The following is a 20,931-nucleotide window of genomic DNA, read 5'->3' on the forward strand; positions in this document are numbered from 1 at the left end:
GATTCATCAATGAATGGTATGAGTCAGGAATCTCTAGCCGCTAATCAGAGTGGGCGGTATCAAGAGAGTATCGTAGCGAGCACCCAGGTAGGAGAGCACGTTCCCCTCTCTTTCTCTCAGCATCAGTTATGGCTACTGCAGAACATGGAGCCAGGGTTGAGTGCCTACAATCTTCCACGGGTCTTTCGCCTAAAGGGGGAAGTAAATCCTGAGGCACTGGAGCGAGCTTTTAAGGCTGTTATTGCACGACATGCCGTACTGCGTACTCATTTCGTCGAACGAAACGGCGAACCGATGCAAGTGGTTACCACCGGTGCAAAGTTCGAACTGCAGTGCGAGGATTTATCAATACTAACGCCGTCAGAGCGAGAAGCTCGGCTGGCTGTATCCATTAATGAAGTTACAAGCCATGTCTTTGACCTTACCGTATCACCGGCCTTAGTGGCGAGATGGATAAAAGTGGGTGAGCAAGAGCAAGTGCTTGCTGTGTGTATGCACCACATCGTTTCCGATGCTTGGTCGAACCCTATTCTCGCCAAGGATTTGAAAACAGCTTACTGCTTGGCAGTGGCATCCCAGGATGAGGCCTTTCTACCAGAACTGAATATCCAATATACAGACTATGCAGCCTGGCAACGCGAGAGATATGAGCGTGGTGAGTTTGAGAAAAGTTTAGCGTATTGGAATAGTTATCTGGGTGACCAAGTACCAGACATCGAGCTCCCCACTGACTATAAGCGCCCTGGGGTGCAGAAGTTTTCAGGTGCCCGTTCTTCTATAGCTCTGCCTGCTGACCTTGTTGATGCGCTGCGACAACTCTGTCGGAAAGAAAAGTGTACGCCATTCATGATCCTATTAGCGGCATGGCAAGCCCTACTGGCGCGCTATAGCGATCAGATGGAGTTCGCTGTTGGAGTGCCTCATGCTGGTCGGCCGTTCGATGAGCTGCAAGACCTGATGGGCTACTTTGTATCTACTCAAGTGTTTCGCGCCAACTTATCGCCTGCTATGACGCTTCGCGATATCGTCCAGCAGGTTAGGAAAGATGCTCTCGGGTTGATGAATCATGCGGATCTGCCCCTAGAGATACTATTGGAAGCTCGTAGTGAGCAGCGCGATCCGTCACGCAATCCTCTGTTCCAGGTTATGTTTGGCGTACAGATGGATGGTGACGCCGAGCAACTGGAATTTGATGGCGTCATTGCTGAGCCAATGAGGGCAGAAAATGGCACGACTAAATTCGAGCTTTCCCTCAATTGTGTGATTGGAAAGGAAGGCGTTCAATGCGATCTGGAGTATCGTACCGATCTCTTCGATCAGGGGACTGCTGAAAAGCTGCTCGAGCGCTACCAGCAGGTCTTGACGACACTTTGCGAGAATTACAATAGTCGCCTGGGAGAGCTTGATATTCTCGGCGCCAGTGAGAGACGAGAGTTGGCCGAGTGGGGGGATAACTCTCCGCGCTTCACAGGAATTGGTACGATCCAGCACCTGATTGAGCGGCAGACTACGGAAAATCCAGAGGCCACAGCGCTAGTATTTGAAGATCAGTCGCTTAGCTATAGCGAGCTTAATACTCGCGCCAATCGCCTCGGGCACTATCTAATCGATCTAGGCGTATGTCCCGAAACTCGAGTGGGCATTGCGATGGAGCGCTCCATTGAGATGGTGGTGGGGCTGTTGGGTATTCTCAAGGCGGGGGGCGCCTATGTACCGTTGGATCCGGATTACCCCGCCGAGCGATTGGCCTATATGGTCGAGGACAGCGGCATCGAACTGCTGCTCACCCAGCACCACTTGCGTGAATCATTGCCGGTAACCAATGCTCTGAGAGTTGTTGAGTTGGATCGGCTGGACGTTGCTCATCATGCTTTTACCAATCCAGCGGTGGCGCTGCATAGCGAGCACCTTGCCTATGTGATCTACACCTCGGGCTCTACTGGGCGACCCAAGGGCGCGGCCAATCGCCATCACGCGTTGACTAATCGCTTGCAGTGGATGCAGGAGGCCTATGGTCTAACGGCCAACGATGTGGTGTTACAGAAAACGCCGTTCAGCTTCGACGTCTCGGTGTGGGAGTTCTTCTGGCCGCTGATGCAGGGGGCGCGACTGGTGATGGCGCCACCAGGTGCCCATCGCGAACCGGCACAACTGGTCGAGCTGATCCGTACCCACAAGATCACCACGCTACACTTTGTCCCGTCGATGCTGCAGGCCTTCCTGGCGCATGGCGGTGGTGTGGGTGAGATAGAAGAAGCCTGTACGAGTCTGATGCGCGTGGTATGCAGCGGCGAAGCGCTGCCGGCGGAGTTGCAGAACCAAGTGTTTGCACGACTGCCTCACACGGGACTCTACAACCTCTATGGCCCTACCGAGGCGGCAATCGACGTTACTCACTGGACATGCCAAGACGATGGACTCAACCAAGTCGCTATAGGTCGACCGATCGCCGGTATCCGCACCTACGTACTGGATAGTGATCTCAACATGGTGCCGCCCACGGTCGCGGGTGAACTCTATCTCGGTGGCGTGGGCTTAGCACGGGGTTACTTGAATCGCGAAGGCTTAACGGCGGAACGATTCGTCGCTGATCCCTTTGTGCAGGGAGAACGCCTCTACCGCACCGGCGACTTGGTGCGCTGGCGGGAGGACGGTCAGCTCGAATACCTGGGCCGTCTTGATCACCAGGTAAAGATCCGCGGCCTGCGTATCGAACTAGGCGAGATCGAAGCCGAACTATTAGCTCAGCCAGAAGTTCGCGAGTCAGTAGTGGTCGCTCAAGAAGGCCCCGGTGGTTCTAGGTTGGTCGCTTATGTGGTTCCCCAAGTCGATAGTGAACTCGACACTAGCTCACTACGTGAAGCGCTAGGTCAAAAGCTACCAGATTATATGGTGCCGGGCGTTGTGGTCTCGCTTGATGCACTTCCGTTGAATGCCAACGGCAAAGTAGATCGCAAGACGCTACCAGAGCCGGACTTAGCTAGTGGCTCGCAGTATGACGCGCCTCACGGAGATGTAGAAGAAGCGTTGGCGGAAATCTGGTCGGAGATACTTGGCATCGAGCGGGTGGGTCGACACGATAATTTCTTCGAGCTGGGTGGCCATTCATTATTGGCTCTGAAGGTGTTGGAGCAAATGCGGCATCAGGGACTGACGGCGCAGGTACGCACGCTGTTCCAATGCCCAGAACTGGCGGCCTTTGCCCGGGCATTGACGCAGACATCAGAGCAGCAGGAAATCATCATCCCGCCCAACCGAATTCCCGATGGCTGCTCGGCAATCCAGCCCGAGATGCTGACTTTGATTGAGCTCAATGGCGAAGAGATAAGCGCCATCGAAGCGGCCGTGCCGGGTGGGGCCCGCAATATCCAGGATATTTACCCGCTGGCACCACTGCAGGAGGGTATTCTCTTCCACCACCGTTTGCAGGAAGAGGGGGATGCCTATGTCACCCCGCGTCTGCTGGGCTTCGACAGCCGAGAACGGCTGGAAACCTTTATTATCGGTTTTAACCAGCTTATTGCCCGTCACGATATTCTACGAACTGCTGTGTTATGGGAGAACCTGCGTGAGCCGGTACAGGTGGTTTACCGGTATGCCGAGTTAGCTCTCGAATGGCTAAACGTGGATGGTGCCTCATCACAAAGCGTTGCCGAACAACTGAATGCAGAGGTGAACCCTGAGCACCACCGCCTCAATGTACGTCGAGCTCCCATGCTGCGAGCAGTAGCAGCTCATTATCCTGAGCAAAAACGCTGGCTGCTGCAGCTACCTAGCCACCACCTGGTCATGGATCACACTACCCTCGAGCTATTGGTGGAAGAAATTTCCCTGATCCAGCAAGGTCGTGAAGATGAGCTACCCAAACCACTCCCATTCCGCAATTTCGTTGCCCAGACCCGACTAGGGATAAACCAAGAAGAGCATGAGGCCTTCTTCCGTGAGCAGTTGGGCGATGTTGAAGAACCAACCGCGCCCTTCGGGATGCTAGATATTCGAGGAGATGGCGGCGAGATCGAGGAATTTCGCGTTACTTTGGAAACGGCACTGGCCCAGCAGGTGAGGCAACAGGCTCAGCGCTATGGTGTGAGCACTGCTAGCCTGTTCCACCTGGCTTGGGCCTTGGTGCTGAGCAAGACCACTGGGAGGGACGATGTGGTGTTCGGCACCGTGCTGTTCGGGCGCATGCAGGGCATCGAAGGTGCTGAGCGGGCACTGGGGATGTTTATCAATACGCTCCCTGTGCGTATCAAAATGGGCACTCAAGGTGTCGATAGATGCCTGCGTCACACCCACGATACTCTATCTGATCTAATGCACCACGAGCATGCCAGCCTTGGTCTCGCGCAGCGCTGTAGTGGTCTATCTGGGGGGGCGCCTCTGTTTACCAGTTTGCTGAACTATCGTTATAGCGCTCCCCAGCAAGCAGGAAGTTCCAGCCATACCTGGGAGGGCATGGAAGTGTTGGGCGTCCAGGAGCGTACCAATTATCCTCTTGGCATGGCGGTAGACGATCTGGGAGAGGGCTTTCAGCTAGTGGGCCAGGTGAGTCGTTCGATTGGTGCCCATCGGCTGTGTGGTTACATGCGTTCGGCTGTGGTCGGCATCGTAGAAAGGCTTCGAACGGCACCGCAGCAAGCGATAAGTGAGATCAGCCTGTTAGGAGAAGCAGAGCGGCGGTTGTTAAGTGAATGGGGGGTGAATTCATACCAGTATCTTGCTGCTCAGCCAATCCATCGACTGATTGAGCACAAAGTCGCGTTAACGCCAGAGTCTACTGCATTAATATTTGCAGATCAGTCAGTTGGCTACGCCCAACTCAATACCCGCGCCAACCAGTTGGCCCACTACCTTATCGGCCTAGGCGTAAAACCTGAGACCCGAGTGGGTATCGCCATGGAGCGCTCCATCGAGATGGTGGTGGGGCTACTGGCTATCCTAAAGGCGGGTGGAGCCTATGTGCCGTTAGATCCCGAGTATCCCGCAGAGCGGCTGGCCTTCATCGCCGAAGATAGTGGCATTGAACTATTGCTGACTCAGCACCACTTACGCGCGTCATTGCCGGTAGCTGATGGCCTAAGCGTTGTTGAGTTGGATCGGCTGGATGTTGCGCATCATGCTTCTACCAATCCAGCGGTGACGCTGCACGGCGAAAATCTTGCCTATGTGATTTATACGTCGGGATCCACCGGGCGGCCCAAGGGCGCCGCCATCCGCCATAATGCCTTGACTAACTGCATGGTCTGGATGCAGGAAACCTATCAACTCACCGACACCGATGCCGTATTGCACAAGGCGCCGTTCGGGTTCGACGTGTCGGTATGGGAGATTTTCTGGCCGCTGAGTGTTGGGGCACGCTTGGTGATCGCCCAACCAGGCGACCACCGGGATCCAGAACGCATCATTGAGCTGATTCAGCGGCACGGCGTCACCACGCTTAATTTTGTGCCCTCCATGCTCAAGGCCTTCCTGGCCTATCCCGATGTTAAACCCAAGACGCGGCTCAAACATATCATGTGCGGTGGCGAGGCCGTTCCAGCCACGCTACAGCAGGATGTGGCTGAGTGCCTCGACGGTGCCCACCTGCATGATCTCTATGGCCCCACCGAAACTACTATTCATGTCACTCACTGGTGGTGTCGTGATGACGCTCACCGCCAGATTCCCATTGGGCGACCCATTAGCGGTACCCGCACCTACGTCTTGGATGGTGAGCTGAACCTAGTACCACAGGGCGTTGAGGGAGAGCTCTATCTCGGCGGGATAAGCCTTGCCCGTGGATATCTCAATCGCAGTGATCTGACAGCGGAGCGCTTTATCGCCGATCCGTTCATGGAGGGCGAGCGCCTCTACCGCACCGGCGATCTGGTGCGCTGGCGGGAAGATGGCCAGCTCGAGTACCTGGGCCGACTCGATCACCAGGTGAAAATACGCGGCCTGCGTATTGAACTAGGTGAGATCGAAGCTGAACTGCTATCGCAGCCGAAGGTTCGCGAGGCGGTGGTGGTAGCGCAGGAAAGCTCCACTGGTTCGAGACTGGTGGCCTACGTGGTTCCCCAGGCCGACCTTGAACTCGACACCAATTTACTACGTGAGGCGCTAGGGCAACGGTTGCCGGACTACATGGTGCCGGGAGTTGTGGTCACACTGGAGGCGCTGCCGTTGAATGCCAATGGCAAAGTAGACCGTAAAGCATTGCCTGAGCCTGATTTAGACAGTGGCTCGCAGTACGAGCCGCCTCTGGGCGGAGTGGAAGAAGTCTTAGCAGAGATCTGGTCTGAAGTGTTGAGCGTAGAGCGTGTTGGCCGATACGATAACTTCTTCGAGTTAGGCGGACATTCGCTGCTGGCTCTGAAAGTGCTGGAGAAAATGCGGTATCGAGGTCTGAAGGCCCAGGTGCGCTCTTTGTTCCAATACCCGGAGTTGGAGGCTTTCGCTCAAGCGCTGATACAAGCGCCACAGCAAGCCGAGGTCGTCATCCCCATCAACCGGATTCCTTATGACTGCCAAGCGCTGCAGCCTGAGATGTTGACGCTAATTGAACTCAATATTGAAGAAATCAGCGCAATTGAAGCGCTAGTGCCGAGCGGCGCTGCTAACATCCAGGATATCTACCCACTAGCACCACTACAGGAGGGAATTCTCTTCCACCATCGGCTGCAGGAGAAGGGAGATGCCTATGTGACCCCTCGGCTGTTGGGCTTTGATAGTCAGGAACGGTTGGAACAGTTTATTGCTAGTTTCAATCAGCTCATTGCGCGCCACGATATTCTTCGCACCGCCGTACTCTGGGAGGGACTTCGTGAGCCGGTGCAGGTGGTGTACCAGCATGCTGCCCTGGAGCTTGAGTGGCTGGAAGTGAGTCAAGATTCCTCTCTCAATATTGCCGAACAGCTGAACGTCGAGGTGGATCCCCAATATCACCGCCTGGATGTGCGCCGAGCACCCATGCTAAGAGCGGTTGCTGCATACGATGCCGAGCAAAACCGCTGGCTCTTGCAGTTACCTAGCCACCACTTGGTGATGGATCACACCACCCTTGAGCTATTGGTAGATGAGATCGCTCTGATTCAACAAGGCCGTGAAGACGAGTTGCCTAGACCGATCCCATTCCGCAACTTTGTAGCTCAGGCCCGGTTAGGGGTGAGCCTAGCAGAGCATGAGGCCTTTTTCCGTGCGCGGCTGGGCGATATAGATGAGCCAACAGCGCCTTTCGGATTGCTGGACGTACTCGGCGATGGTGGGGATATTGAAGAAGTGCGCGTTCCTGTGGAAACAGAGCTAGCCCAGCATGTGCGGCGACAGGCGCAGCGGCATGGTGTCAGCACGGCCAGCCTGTTCCACTTAGCCTGGGCGTTGGTTCTGAGCAAAATCACGGGGCATGACGATGTGGTATTCGGTACCGTGCTATTCGGACGCATGCAAGGCGTGGAAGGAGCCGAACGGGCGTTGGGTATGTTTATCAATACGCTACCGGTGCGTATTAAAATGGGGCCTCAAAGTATCGGTAAGTGTCTTCGCCACACTCATGACGTTCTGTCTGAACTACTCCATCATGAGCATGCCAGCCTGGGACTGGCACAGCGCTGCAGTGGTTTACCTGGAGGGACTCCACTGTTTACCAGTTTGCTAAATTACCGTTATAGCGCCCCTCAACGAGAGGGACGTCCCGCTCATACCTGGGAAGGTATGGAAATGTTAGGTGGTCAAGAGCGTACTAACTACCCGATCACTATGTCGGTGGATGACCTGGGTAATGGCTTCCAACTGGAAGGGCAAGTTAGTCGTGTAATCGGTGCCCAGCGGCTGTGTGATTACATGAGTGCTGCGATGGCCGGGATTGTGAAGAGTCTTCAAACGGCGACTCAGCAATCAATAAGCGAGATCAGTCTGTTAGGAAAAGACGAACGTCAATTGCTGGGCAAGTGGGGTGAGAATGCTCAACAGTATCTCGACCCTTCTCCAGTCCAACATCTGATTGAGTGTCAAGCTACGGTAACCCCCGAGAGTACAGCTCTTATCTTTGATACTCAGCATCTCAATTACGCTGATCTCAATGCTCGTGCAAACCGCTTGGCTCACTATCTGATTGGGATGGGAGTGCAACCCGAGGTTCGAGTGGGTATCGCCATGGAACGCTCCATTGATATGGTGGTGGGCCTTTTGGCTATTCTCAAGTCGGGGGGCGCCTATGTGCCGCTGGATCCTGAGTACCCCTCGGAGCGGCTGGCCTTCATCGCCGAAGATAGTGGCATTGAACTGTTGCTGACTCAGCACCACTTGCGCGCGTCATTGCCGGTAGCTGATGGACTAAGCGTTGTTGAGTTGGATCGACTAGATGTTGCGCATCATGCTTCTACCAATCCAGCGGTGACGCTGCACGGCGAGCATCTTGCCTATGTGATTTATACCTCAGGATCCACCGGGCGGCCCAAGGGCGCCGCCATCCGCCATGATGCCTTGACCAATTGCATGGTCTGGATGCAGGAGACCTATCAACTCACCAATACCGATGCCGTACTGCACAAGGCGCCGTTTGGGTTCGATGTTTCGGTATGGGAGATTTTCTGGCCGCTGAGTGTCGGGGCACGTTTGGTGATTGCCCAGCCAGGCGACCACCGGGATCCAGAACGCATCATTGAGCTAATTCAGCGGCACGGAGTCACCACGCTCAATTTTGTGCCCTCAATGCTCAAGGCCTTTCTGGCCTATCCCGATGTTAAAACCAAGACGCGGCTCAAGCATATTATGTGCGGTGGCGAGGCCGTTCCAGCGACGCTACAGCAAGATGTGGCTGAGTGTCTTGATGGTGCCCACCTGCATGATCTCTATGGCCCTACTGAAACTACTATTCATGTCACTCACTGGTGGTGTCGTGATGACGCTCACCGCCAGATTCCCATTGGGCGACCCATTAGCGGTACCCGTACCTACGTCTTGGATGGTGATCTTAACATGGCACCGCCAGGAGTCGCTGGAGAGCTCTATCTCGGCGGGGTAAGCCTGGCCCGTGGATATCTCAATCGCAGTGATCTGACAGCGGAGCGCTTTATCGCCGATCCATTCACGGAGGGTGAGCGCCTCTACCGCACCGGCGATCTGGTGCGCTGGCGGGAAGATGGCCAGCTCGAGTACCTGGGCCGCCTTGATCACCAAGTAAAAATTCGAGGATTACGCATTGAGCTAGGTGAGATTGAAGCTGAACTGCTAGCGCAGCCGGAAATTCGAGAAGCAGTAGTGGTTGCCCAAGAAGGCAACGGTAGTTCGAGTCTGGTGGCTTATGTAGTATTCCAAGCCGGTACTGATCTAGACACAAGTGCATTACGCGAGCGACTGGGAAAACAGTTGCCGGATTATATGGTGCCGGGATACGTGGTCATGCTTGATGCACTACCGCTGAATGCAAATGGTAAAGTGGAGCGCAATGCCCTACCAAAAACTTATTTAGAAGAAACCCGTGAATACATTTCACCTTCAACTACAGAAGCTTGGCAGCTGGCTGAAATTTGGCAGGAGGTCTTGGGGGTCAAACGAGTCGGCGAAACCGACAACTTCTTTGAACTGGGTGGAGACTCCCTGTTAAGTCTAAAGGTATTAAGCCGTGTGCGGGCTCTTAAGTCTGCTAAGCTCGATTTCAAACTTCGCGACCTGATGCAGAAGCCGACCATTGCTGGCTTGTTAGGGCTGGGAGAGTCCTCGGATGCTTCGCTAGATGGTGTGGTTAAGCTCAATGGCGAAAGCCAGGGGCAGTCACCATTATTCTGTTTGCATGCAGGTATGGGCACCCTTTACGACTATCAACCGTTGGCACGGCGTCTACAGGGAGTATGCACGGTATATGGGCTACCGTGCCGAATGCTAACCGACCCTCAACATTGTGATACGTCGTTGGAAGCGATGGCTGATGATTATGCATCAACTATCCGGGGCTTGCAGTCTCAGGGCCCCTATCGATTATTGGGCTGGTCTTTAGGTGGTACCTTGGCCGCAATGATTGCGGCACGGCTTGAAAAGCAAGGCCAGGAGGTGAGCCTGTTGGCGCTGGTGGATCCCTATATCCCCGGTAGCGGCCAGAAGAGCGCTGATGATTGGCAGAAGGATTTTGTTAACTTTGCATCAGTAATATTGCCAGGTGTATCGCTTGAAACGCTCGACGGTAATGAGGCGTGCGTGAAGGAACCTAGTGAGGAGGAGTTTGCCATTAATCTGGAAAGGTTGATTGCATCATACGATGCATCTGGCCGTGAGGGTTACGCTGCATTGGGTAGCGAGGAATTAGCCCGGATATTTTGTGTAGCGCGGCACTTGAAGTTTCTTTCATTAAAAACTAGTACTTTGCCAAAACTACGCTGTACAGCAGACTGCTGGTGGGCAGATGGACGACCGAAGGAGCAGCGACAAGCTCTAGAGTATCAGTTGGGCCAGCTATTGAGGCGCACAATCAACACTTTTGATGATCATTACTCAATCGTCATTGGTAAAACATTACTTTCGCAATTAGTGGAGTTATTACAGGAAAGAGAAGCTTCACGTTATATGCCTATTGCTAATAAAGGCCTAGCCTAAGTAGCTGTTATACCATGCAACTCTCTTCCCAGCTTCATGCTGGGAAGAGTCAATTATTTATGAGCCATTACCACCATCTGTCAGTGCGGTGGTCAAAGAGTCTGCAAACCGAAGAGCGGATGGAAGAGCTCCTATTGGCCAATACTTGGCGGGAAGATAAGTGATTTTTCCTTCGCGTTGGCTAATAAGTACTCGCCAGATGCCGCTATTTTCAAGGCGATTACGGATAGTTGCCTGAAAAGCAGGGCTCTCAATAATAAGTAGGTGACCTCCTGTTCTTGCCAATTGGTCGATAGACACAAGTGAAATCCCTATATCACTTGTGGGCTGATCCCAAGCATTGGTTAACCCTAGCTCATCAATAACACCTTGTAGTAAGCTGTTTTTCCCGTAAACCCAAGCATGGCGATCATCTCTGAATTGAGCAATCAGAACTGGAGTGGCTTTATCTTCTATTTTTTCCCTTAAAATCGCCATTTTTTGGCTTGCTTGCGCAGTAACCCTCTCAGCTTCTTGCAAGAGATTAAGTTGTGCTGCAATATCGAAAGTAAAATTAATAATAGATTCCCATGGGTTTTCCTTAAATGGGTAAAGAGAGATATTAGAAGTTTGTGCCATCTCTGAAATATGTTGTAATAAAATCGAATTATCACCAAATATAAACGTAGGGTTATAGTCTGCTACTAACTCTAAGTTGGGCATAGGTTTTAAGCCTATGTCGATAGAGTCGCCTAATGGGGTCTCATTGCCAGTCCATATGTGATAGCCTCTAAGCTGAGTGATTGCTATAGGCGTTACTCCTAGCATGCTAAGTGTTTCAGCAGTAGCCCAATCGGAAGTGACAATTGCCAGTCTTTCAGAACCAGCAGAGTAGCTTGAGAATAGGCAAACAATAAAAGTAAGTAGAAGTTTTTTTAGCATGTTTTTGACATTGAATAGGTTAAATAAAAAAGCCCCGAATTTAAATTCGGGGCTTTGTTTTACCAAGCGTAGGATATAGATCCTATTACGCTCCTGCCTACGCCATACTTACACGAGTTTCCGAAATATCCACAGTCACTTACGTACTCCTTATCTGTAACGTTGTTTGCATTAACCTGTACACGCCAGCCTTCAAAGCTAGCATCGATACTTGAAAAATCATAGCTCATGGATGCATCAAAAAGTGTCGTAGAAGGTAGTGAGTTTTCATTGGCGCTATCATAGAAACTTGAGCCTATGTAGCGAACACCGGCACCCAGACCTAAACCGTTCAATGTTCCACTATTAAAGTGGTAGTTGGCCCATAGGTTCGCCATATTTTCAGGTTGTCCTGTTGGTCTTTTTCCTAGGTTGTCAGTATTGCTTTCAGTGACTTCTAGATCCAAGTAAGTATAGCTGGCTACTAGGTCTAAACCAACTGGTAAACTTGCTCTTCCTTCAAGCTCAAGACCTCTAGAGCGCCACTCTCCGGTCTGCTGATTGAAACCTGGGTTGTTTAAATCGGAAGTCGTAACATTTTGGCGAGTCAGGTCGAATATTGAACCAGTGATTGAAAGATTGCCGTCATTAGAAAGGTATTTTATGCCAGTCTCATATTGCTGGGCTGTTTCTGGTTCAAAAGTTGCACCATCAGCACCTTGGCCTACCACTGGCAAAAAAGAGGTAGAGTAGCCAATGTAGGGTGTTAATCCATTATCTGCAGTGTAAGCTAGTCCTGCTCGATATGTGAATTCTTTGTCACTTGCTTTATTTTCTGTATTTGTTAGACGATTACGATCAGTTTGACTGCTCCAGTCATGACGACCAGCAAGTGTTAAAGCCCAGCGGTCATCAATTTTTATTTGATCCTGAAGATATAAACCTGTCTGCTCTAACTCTTGTGAAGCGCTGCCTTGGGTCGTCCACGTGAGGCTGCTAGTACCATAAACGGGATTGAAGACATCTAACGGTGTGAGGCCTTGAGGTAAGTCCACAGTGAAATCGTTATTGGCTTTTTGCCAATCCACACCTACCAGAATTTTATGATCAACTCCTTGCGTATTTATATCAAATTGTAGCTGGTTATCCGTCGTGATAGCGTCAACATTTTCATCTCGTCTCAACCCATATCGTGGTACTGTACGAAGGTCATCCATCAATTGACCAACATAAATGTTTGTAATATCTGTTTCTGCTTCACGATAGCGGGTATTTTGCCGAACGGTTACTGTGTCATTGAACTTATGCTCGAATAAACTTGCCACTGAAAAATAAGTTTGTTCGAAGTTGTCAGTGCCAGGCTCACCGATGAAACGCGAGCGAGGGATTTCACCATTGGGGTTACTATCCAATGTACCTGCCTGAGGGAGTGCATAGTAAGATCCAACAGTATCCAGTTCTTTATATTCTGCTAATAAGGTGAGAGAAGTCCTATCATTCGGTGTCCAGGAGAGGCTTGGTGCAAGATAAGTACGGTCATTTTTTGTATAGTCAATTTCTGCATTCGCATCTCTTAGTAAACCTACAAAACGATACTTCAGTGCTCCCTGGTCATCTAGGTAACTACTAACATCGGTAGCGATCTGATTGAGATCGTTACTTCCTGTAGAAACTCGAACTTCGCCTTGGGGTATGTCGGTGGGTTTTTTACTAACGAGATTGACGATTCCCCCTGGGCCGCCTTGTCCATAAAGAACCGAGGAAGGCCCCCTGAGAACTTCAATTCTCTCTAAACCATAAGGTTCTGAGACGGTTCTTCCCTGGTTGTTGAACGCAGTGAGCCTCAATCCGTCGCGATAAAAAAGCTCTGTAGCACTGAAACCACGTATGGAAACAAAGTCACGTCTTGGGTCTAGCCCATTAGAGTTACCAATAACGCCTGCGGTATAACTCAAGGTGTCACCGATGGACTGAGCTCCCCGCGCTTCAACCTCATCGCGGGTAATAACAGATATTGACTGTGGCACTTCGTTAAGAGGAGTGTCAGTTTTTGTGCCAGTCGCGCTACGTGTGGCCACATAGCCATCAACTGGTCCCGTTGCTTCTTCATAGAGGCGGCTTTCGGTTACTTGTAGGGTCGGTAGTGTGGTGCTTGTATCGCTGCTTTCATTTGGCTGTAGATTAGTGTCTTGAGCGAGAGCAGCTGGTGCCACGAATAGCGTCGCAGCGCAGGCATTAGCAATGGCCACGGAGAGCAGTTTCCTGCGCAGGCCGGTACGAAATTGGTGCATGATAATCCCCTTGAATGATATTTATCTGTTAATGGTAATTGTTATTATTAGTATTATGTTCTGAATTTGTGCTGTCTTGCAACACTCTGGTGCCCAAAATGGTACCTGGGGCAAGAGGCGCCACAGGTACCAATCATGACGTGCCCCATGGGAGGAAATTAAAAATCAACAGGGCTGGGGTGCTTACTAAGATGGTGCTGAAGTGCTTTGACGATATCCGCGCGTACTTGACCGGTGGCATCGGGCGTAATGCTGCCCAGGCGTGCGAAGTCGTGCACCATGCCGGGGTATATGGTCAGTTGGGTATTCACGTTCGCTTCCTGTAAGCGGTTCACGTAGGCGATGCCTTCATCGACCAGGGGGTCGTGTTCGGCCAGGGCGATAAATGCAGGTGGTAGGCTTTTGAGATCCGCAGCCTCCAACGGCGCAAAACGCCAGTCGTGGCGTTCCTTATCGCTATTTAGATAGTGGCCAAACATCCACTGCAGGGTGTCTGCTTCCAGTAGGTAGCCTTGTGCGTATCGGCGGTGAGACTCGCTGTCCTGCCAGGCACTGGTACAGGGGTAGAGCAAAATCTGGCAGCGTGGAAGGTGCCAACCATTATCACGCGCTGACATGCAAAGAGCCGTGGCCAGGGTGCCACCTACACTGTCACCACCCACGGCGATACGTGAGGTATCGATGCCCATCGCTTCGCCATGCTTCAGCAGCCAGCAATAGGCATCTTCAGCATCGTGAAAAGCCGTCGGAAACTTGTGCTCGGGGGCCAAGCGATAGTCGACAGCCAACACTGTGTAGCCAGTTGCTTGAGCGATGCTTTGGCAGAGCGAATCGTGAGAATCCAGGCTGCCCAGTAGGTAGCCGCCACCATGGAAGTAGAGCAGGGTGGGCGCTAAAGACTGCTCGCCTTGGTAGCGGCGTAGTTCAAGAGGGTGGCCATCTCGACAGGTAATGCTCAGTGCCGTTGCATCGTTAGATATTGGCTCATCAAGCATCTGTGATGATGCCTCGTAGGCAGCGCGTGCCTGTTGTGGTGAGAGCGAGTGGAAAGGCGGATTGCTGCTATCGGCGACCAGGTCTAAGAAAGCGGCGACATCAGGATGTAAGGACATAATGGGCGTAAGTCTCGGTATTAGGGGCCGCTCTGAGAAAGCGGCCATGCGTTAATAATGCTTGGTTAGTCCGCGCCTACTAGTGATGGAGTTGATGCACTAGAATGGGTTGTTGGCAGTGCCTCATTAAGCACTTCACAGATTTCACTTGTCCGTGCTGCCAAAATCGACAGCAGGGTATCGCTTAAACCATGGGTGGGTTCGCAGCTACCTTGCAGGAAAATAGCCGGTTTGAACTCAGGCTTGGTATAGAGCTGATAGTGGCGATTGACGGCAAAATCAGGCAGGTAGTCCGCGACGGGGGCTAACAGCTGTTTATGGGTGTCGCGTATATAGCCTGTTGCTAATACCACTGCGTCGTAGCGGGTGGACTCCGTATGGCCGCTCTCCAAATCGCGCACAAGTAGCTCAACGCCTTCAGGGCCTGCTTCGCTGCCAATAACCTCATGTCGGCGGCGGAAGCGGTGGCGGGCCTGGCCGGTTACTTTTTGCTGATAGAACACATCGTAAATCTCCTGAATCAGCGCCAAGTCAGGGGCTGAGTAGTTGGTGCTTTTGTACTCTTGCAGCAGCGCTTCCCGCTGGCCAGTGGGGTTGTTGAACACGTAGTCGGTGTATTCGGGGTTGAATATCTCATTGACGAAGGGGCTATCATCTGAGGGCTTAAAGGCCCATGCCCGGCTAATAAGATCCACCTGGATGCCTTCACGGCCGTGCAGATCCAGGAATATCTCAGCGGCGCTCTGGCCCGCACCGATCACCGCGATGCGTTTGGGGGCGTCTTGCTTCGCCAACTCCCGGAGGTAGTGGCTGGAGTGGAAGACCCGTGGGTCGTCTTTTAGCCCGGCGAAGCATTCAGGTACATTGGGCGCTCCCCCCACGCTAATTACCAATGAACGGGTGAGCCTTTCCTGTACCGCGCCACTCTCATCCCGTGAACGCACGCGGAGGTAGGCGACCTCGTCGTTATCAGTTTCGGGCAGCACTTCAAACACATCCTCTCCATAGGTGCACTGGTGTTCAAAGTGGCTGGCAGTCCAGCTTAGGTAATCATTGAACTCATGACGGCTGGGGAAGAAGGTCTGCAGATTGATAAAGTCCTGCAAGCGACCTTTGCTGTGAAGGTAATTGAGGAAGCTGAAACGGCTCCCAGGGTTGCGCGGCGTGACCAGGTCTTTGAGGAAAGAAATCTGCATATGGGCATTTTCCAGCAGCATATGCGGGTGCCAAGCAAAGCAGGGCTGACGCTCAATAAACAAGGCATCCTTCGTTTGCCCTGCCTGACGCTGTTCGTCGAGCGCAATGGCCAGGGCAATATTGGAGGGGCCGAAGCCGATGCCGATCAAGTCGTGAATATGCATAAGAGTCCTCGTGGCTGACGTATTTATGGGGTGAAGCGTGGGTCGGGTCGTGGCGCAGACCCAGGGTGCGGAGGCAGCGGAATCCAGCTGCGCTCGTTAAAAAAATGTTCGCGTAGCTGCATGCCCAGCATGGCCCGCTTATGGGGGAAATCGAACGCCTTAACATGGGCATAACCGCACTGGGCAAGGTTGCGCAGCATCTTGGCGTTATCCACGCGGGGCTCGATCACCAAGCGCTGGGTGCGGCAGTCATCCAGAAACAAGTAGTGTGAGATGGAGGGCATCCAGGCAGCGACATAGGGCCGCCCGCGAAAAGCAGCTTCGCCGATCAGTACGTGCCAGCCGCGGTCAAAGTCACCGACATCGTAATAAGCGCCGATGCGATCCTCTTTTGCCCAGTAGGTCTCGAAATAGCCGAAGGGCTCGCCGTCGAAACAGCCGATCAATGGCACAACGCTGGGGTTCTGGAGCGTGCTTTCTAGCCGCTCGCGATGCTGTTGCAAGTCACCCTGCTCTTCCCAGAAGTGGGCGACAACCGGGTCGTTCATCCAGCGGTTAAAGCGTTCAAGGTCAAGTTCCAGGTCAAGCACTCGGAAACTCAGGGTGGCATCCAGCCAGGCAATATGACGCTGATAGACCGTGCCCCTGGGGCGTGGCGGGCGGCGCGGGTGTCGTTTTCCACTCACCATAATGGGTTGCTGCGGGTAAGGGCGCGTGGGGGGCGAGTTAAGCCAAAGCGTGGGTAACTGCCAAAAGAGCTCTGCATAGGCCCAGAGCTCTCCATGGCTATCTTTAACCGCGATGCCGGCGACACAAAGGTTGGCGTGCAAAGCACTAGGTAGCTGAAGGCGTAATGCAACAGTGCCTGGGTAAAAGGCAAAAGCGCCTTCGATAGCGGCAAGCAGTGCCGGGAGCGGTGGTGCTGAGCGCTGCGGCCAGCGCAGCGTCAAGCAGTGGTTGTCATCCACCAGTGCCCACTCAAGGCGCTCTTGATCACCCTTCACATAAAGCGACTGCGTGATGACCTCGTAGCTGACTTGATAGGCGTAGCCCTCGGGGCGTGAGATCAGCGAGGCCACCGCGTGGCTTTCAGAGGGTACGTGTACCTGTGGTTGTGCCTGGACAGAACTGGACACCGCTAAGCTCCTATCAATAAGAACGAATCAAAGAAACGAATTAAAATCACCCCGCCGGAGGGCGGCGTTACTGACTTCCTTATTTAATGACGAATGAGAATGAGGCTTGTTTACATGAAATTGGTTAACTTTTTACGCGAGCGGTTCGTCATTAGGGGTAGGTGCCGATTTCCAGTCGCTTTTTCTAATGGCTTTCCAATGAGGTGTATGTGCTTCCCTATCTGATTCGTCGAACTCGCGGGTTGATGACCGCTGCTGCGCTGGCCAGCATTCTCTCGGGGCTTTTCAGCGTGCTGCTGATTGCCCAGATCAATGTGGCGTTAACCAGCGATGCCGCCAGTCGAGCTAGTGCTGCCTGGGCCTTTGCGGGCATTGCCGTGGCGCTAATGCTCTGTCGGATGGTGTCGACGGCGCTGTTTGAGCGGTTGGGGCAGCGTGCGCTGGCCGAGTTACGCAGTTTTGTCGCCCAGTGTGTGGCCGAGACCCCCTTTGCTCACTTCGAGCGTGTGGGCAGTGCACGGATCCAGTCGGCGCTCACCGAACACAGCAATAACGTGGCGGTACTGTTCGTTAGCTTGCCGGTGATTTTGACCAATACGGTCATCGTGGTGGGGTGCTTGGGCTATCTGGCAATACTTTCATGGCAGGTGTTTTTGTTTGCACTGGGGGTGATTGGGCTGGGCGCTGTCGGTTACCACCTGGTGCACTTACGCGCTATTCACTACCTCCAGGATGCCTCGTCAGAGCAGGATCGCTTGTTTGGACATTTCCGCGCGCTGACCGATGGTGCAAAAGAGTTGCGGCTACACCAACGCAAGAGCCGGGTCTTTATGGATCAGATACTGGGGGAGTCGGTTGAAGGCGTGCGGCGGCTGCGTACCTATGGCATGTCGCTGTTCGTGATATCGACCAGTTGGGGGCAGTTCCTGATGTACGCCTTTATCGGTCTGGTATTGTTTGTGTTGGCGGGCGATGGGCCTAATCAAACCCAGGTAATGACCGGTTTTGCCCTGGTGTTTGTATTTATGGTGACCCCCCTTGAAGGCTTGCTGATCAATATCCCGCGGATCAATATGGCTCGGGTAGCCGCTAGCCGAATTGATGACATCACACGAGAGATGCCCCAGGGGCAGGAGAGGCAGGCGTCACCTCAGGTGCCTGCTTTGCAGCGTCTTGAGTTGCGCGACGTCACCCATCAGTACTACCACGAGCAGAGCGATGACTTCTTTGAGTTGGGGCCGATTAATCTGAGCTTTACGCCGGGGGAAGTGGTGTTTCTGGTGGGGGGCAACGGTAGCGGTAAGACCACGCTGGCCAAAGTGGTAGTGGGGCTCTATCCGCCGGAAGGTGGCGAGGTATTGCTCAATGGCGAGCAGGTCGAGGCGGATGGCTGGGATGCCTACCGGCAGCTCTTCTCGGTGGTGTTCTCTGACTTCCATCTCTTTGAGCGCCTGTTAGAGGCACCGCGTGATGGCCTGGACGAAGAGGGTAATCGCCTGCTGGCCAAGTTGCACCTGCAGCACAAGGTACGGGTTGAAAACGGTGCGTTCACCACCCAAGCACTCTCCCAGGGCCAGCGTAAGCGTCTGGCGCTGGTGGTTGCCTACCTTGAGGATCGGCCCTTCTTGGTGTTTGACGAGTGGGCGGCGGATCAGGATCCGTTATTCAAAGAGGTGTTTTACTGCGAGGTGTTGCCCGAGCTAAAACGCATGGGTAAAGCGGTGCTGGTGATCACCCACGATGACCGCTATTTCCACCTCGCAGATCGATTGGTGCGGCTAGAGAGTGGCAAGCTGTTGACTGCTGAGTCTGAGACTGCCGAAGAGCCGCTAGCGAGCCCTCATCGACCACTTGACCCCACCATACGCGCCAGTACCCGGTCTTTGAGCCAGAAGCGGTGAATCAGCGCCATCATGATGTGGCCGATGACTAATCCACATAACAGCCACGAAAGCGGGCCGTGAAGGAGCTCGGCGGGGGCGACCATCCAGGGGATGTCGCGTTCCGCTTCGGGTAGCAGCTCAATGCAATAAAAGCGTAGCGCTCCACCGCGGCCGATCTGGCGCAAAATAGCGAAAGCGGGCAGCCACAGCAGCAGCCCATAAAACGTGATATGGACAAAGCGCGCCATGCGCCCGCCTAGATCAGGTGATAGGGGCGGGCGTTGCTTGCGGTTGTTCCATGCCCAGCCAAGGCGCGCCAGGGTCACTATCAGAATCATAAATCCTAATGAGCCGTGGGGCCCGATGCTCGACAAGAACAGCGTGATAGCGTTTTCGCCCATTCCTCTCCAGGCCAGCAACACGGTAAATTGCAGCGTGACCAGCGCGGCGGTCAGCCAGTGAAGCGCACGGCTGACCCGCCCATAGCTGTCAGGGCTGTCTCGCCAGCCAATAGGCGTTTGAGCTGGCTTGCGTGTGAGATCACTGTTTAACGCCGTGTTGTTTGCCGTTCCTTTAACCATTGGTCTTGCCCTGGCGCCAGTAGCCCATGCTGGTGACGTACTGCTTGGGTAGTCCGCACTCGTTGACCAAATAGCGACGCAGCTTCATGGCGACCTTGGTTTCAGCAGCTATCCAAGCGTAGAAGGGCGCGCTGTCATCCAGGGTGGCGGGTTCCCAGAGTGGGCCGTCCTCATCGTCGCTTTCGTCGTTGCTAGTGGCTGCCGTAGGCACGCCGCCTAGCGCTTGAATTTCCTTATGCAAATCAATATCGCGCACTGCTCTCATCAGCAGCTCACCGTGTTGGCAGCCGGGTTCAGCGTCGCGGGCCAGCCAGCGCAGTTTGGCGGCCTGGGGCAGCGGCTGAACGTCGTCGCCACGAGGCACTTCGAATAGCGCTTCGACCTTGGGTTTGAGCGGCAAGACATCAAGGGTTTCCAGAATACCGGCAGCAGCGGGGAGGGCGGTTTCATCGGCGATGATCAGAATACGGCGCACGCCTTGGGGCGGCTTCCACTCGTAGCCCAGCTTTGGGCCTTCCGCACTGGCGTCGGGGGCTGTCATGGCTAGCCGGTCACCAGGGCGGGCACGCATTGCCCAGCGCGATGCGGGGCCATTGTCGCCGTGGAGTACAAATTCTACGTCCACCTCGGCCTTCTCCGGGCGCAGGGCACGGATGGTGTAGGTGCGCGCAGAGGGGCGCTGCGCATCCGGCAGTGCGCGGTAGGCGCCGTACCAGTCGTGCTCTTCCAGCTTTGCAATCTCAAACAGCGGTTCGAGACTGCCACCGCCTTCGGGGAAGAACAGCTTGACGCGCTGATCCGGGGCGTAGGTCGCCATTTGGCTGACTTCCGGGCCAGTGAAAGTAAACCTGACTAATGAGGCGCTGACTTGGGTGCGCCGGGCGAGGGTGATATCAAAAAGCTGGTAGCTCGGTTTGGCTGCCATAAGGAGGCTCCGTTACTTATGCATCAATTAAGGAGTCAATTGTAGTGCTAATTATTATCATTTAGAATCGTTGTCAATAATTTAACTATTAACCTCCAGAACGATTAAGGCTTAGACAATGACGCTGCTGCCTATTACGCACGCGTGGCGAGCTGTTCGGTGATCACAAAAAGGTG

The 20,931-nt window shown here is 53.6% G+C and carries 9 protein-coding genes; 2 read left to right on the forward strand and 7 right to left on the reverse strand.

What is annotated here, in order from left to right; all coding sequences use genetic code 11:
• Positions 1–9 precede the first annotated feature (9 nt).
• Positions 10–10,566, forward strand: a complete 10,557-nt coding sequence (locus OM794_RS04645; protein WP_265154300.1) for a non-ribosomal peptide synthetase — start codon at positions 10–12, stop codon at positions 10,564–10,566.
• A 57-nt stretch (positions 10,567–10,623) separates the two neighbouring features.
• Here the strand turns inward: OM794_RS04645 and OM794_RS04650 are convergent, their stop codons facing one another.
• The 5 genes from OM794_RS04650 to OM794_RS04670 all read right to left on the reverse strand — a co-directional run bounded on the left by OM794_RS04650 (position 10,624) and on the right by OM794_RS04670 (position 17,366).
• The gene (locus OM794_RS04650; RefSeq protein WP_226248071.1) at positions 10,624–11,553 is read right to left on the reverse strand and encodes an ABC transporter substrate-binding protein; all 930 of its coding nucleotides are present in this window, start codon (positions 11,551–11,553) and stop codon (positions 10,624–10,626) included.
• On the reverse strand, positions 11,547–13,757 hold the full coding sequence (locus tag OM794_RS04655; protein ID WP_226248073.1) for a TonB-dependent siderophore receptor: 2,211 nt from the start codon (positions 13,755–13,757) through the stop codon (positions 11,547–11,549). Before OM794_RS04655 ends, OM794_RS04650 begins: the two co-directional genes overlap by 7 nt.
• Positions 13,758–13,915: 158 nt before the next feature.
• A complete protein-coding gene (locus OM794_RS04660; protein WP_226248075.1) occupies positions 13,916–14,869 on the reverse strand; it encodes an alpha/beta hydrolase in 954 nt (317 codons plus the stop codon).
• A gap of 65 nt (positions 14,870–14,934) precedes the next feature.
• Positions 14,935–16,230, reverse strand: coding sequence for a lysine N(6)-hydroxylase/L-ornithine N(5)-oxygenase family protein (locus tag OM794_RS04665; protein WP_226248077.1), 1,296 nt, complete (start codon positions 16,228–16,230; stop codon positions 14,935–14,937).
• A 23-nt stretch (positions 16,231–16,253) separates the two neighbouring features.
• Positions 16,254–17,366, reverse strand: a complete 1,113-nt coding sequence (locus OM794_RS04670) for a GNAT family N-acetyltransferase (RefSeq protein WP_226248079.1) — start codon at positions 17,364–17,366, stop codon at positions 16,254–16,256.
• 209 nt (positions 17,367–17,575) lie between these two features.
• Here OM794_RS04670 and OM794_RS04675 point away from each other — a divergent pair, with 209 nt between their 5' ends.
• A complete protein-coding gene (locus OM794_RS04675; protein WP_265154302.1) occupies positions 17,576–19,267 on the forward strand; it encodes a cyclic peptide export ABC transporter in 1,692 nt (563 codons plus the stop codon).
• Here OM794_RS04675 and OM794_RS04680 read toward each other — a convergent pair.
• Together OM794_RS04680 and OM794_RS04685 are read right to left on the reverse strand one after the other, a co-directional pair.
• Positions 19,207–19,830, reverse strand: a complete 624-nt coding sequence (locus OM794_RS04680) for a cytochrome b (RefSeq protein ID WP_226248083.1) — start codon at positions 19,828–19,830, stop codon at positions 19,207–19,209. The genes OM794_RS04675 and OM794_RS04680 overlap by 61 nt on opposite strands.
• The gene (locus tag OM794_RS04685; RefSeq protein WP_226248085.1) at positions 19,823–20,755 is read right to left on the reverse strand and encodes a siderophore-interacting protein; all 933 of its coding nucleotides are present in this window, start codon (positions 20,753–20,755) and stop codon (positions 19,823–19,825) included. The genes OM794_RS04680 and OM794_RS04685 overlap by 8 nt, the downstream gene beginning before the upstream one ends.
• Positions 20,756–20,931: the final 176 nt, after the last annotated feature.

The organism is Halomonas sp. BDJS001, from assembly GCF_026104355.1.
Lineage (GTDB): Bacteria > Pseudomonadota > Gammaproteobacteria > Pseudomonadales > Halomonadaceae > Vreelandella.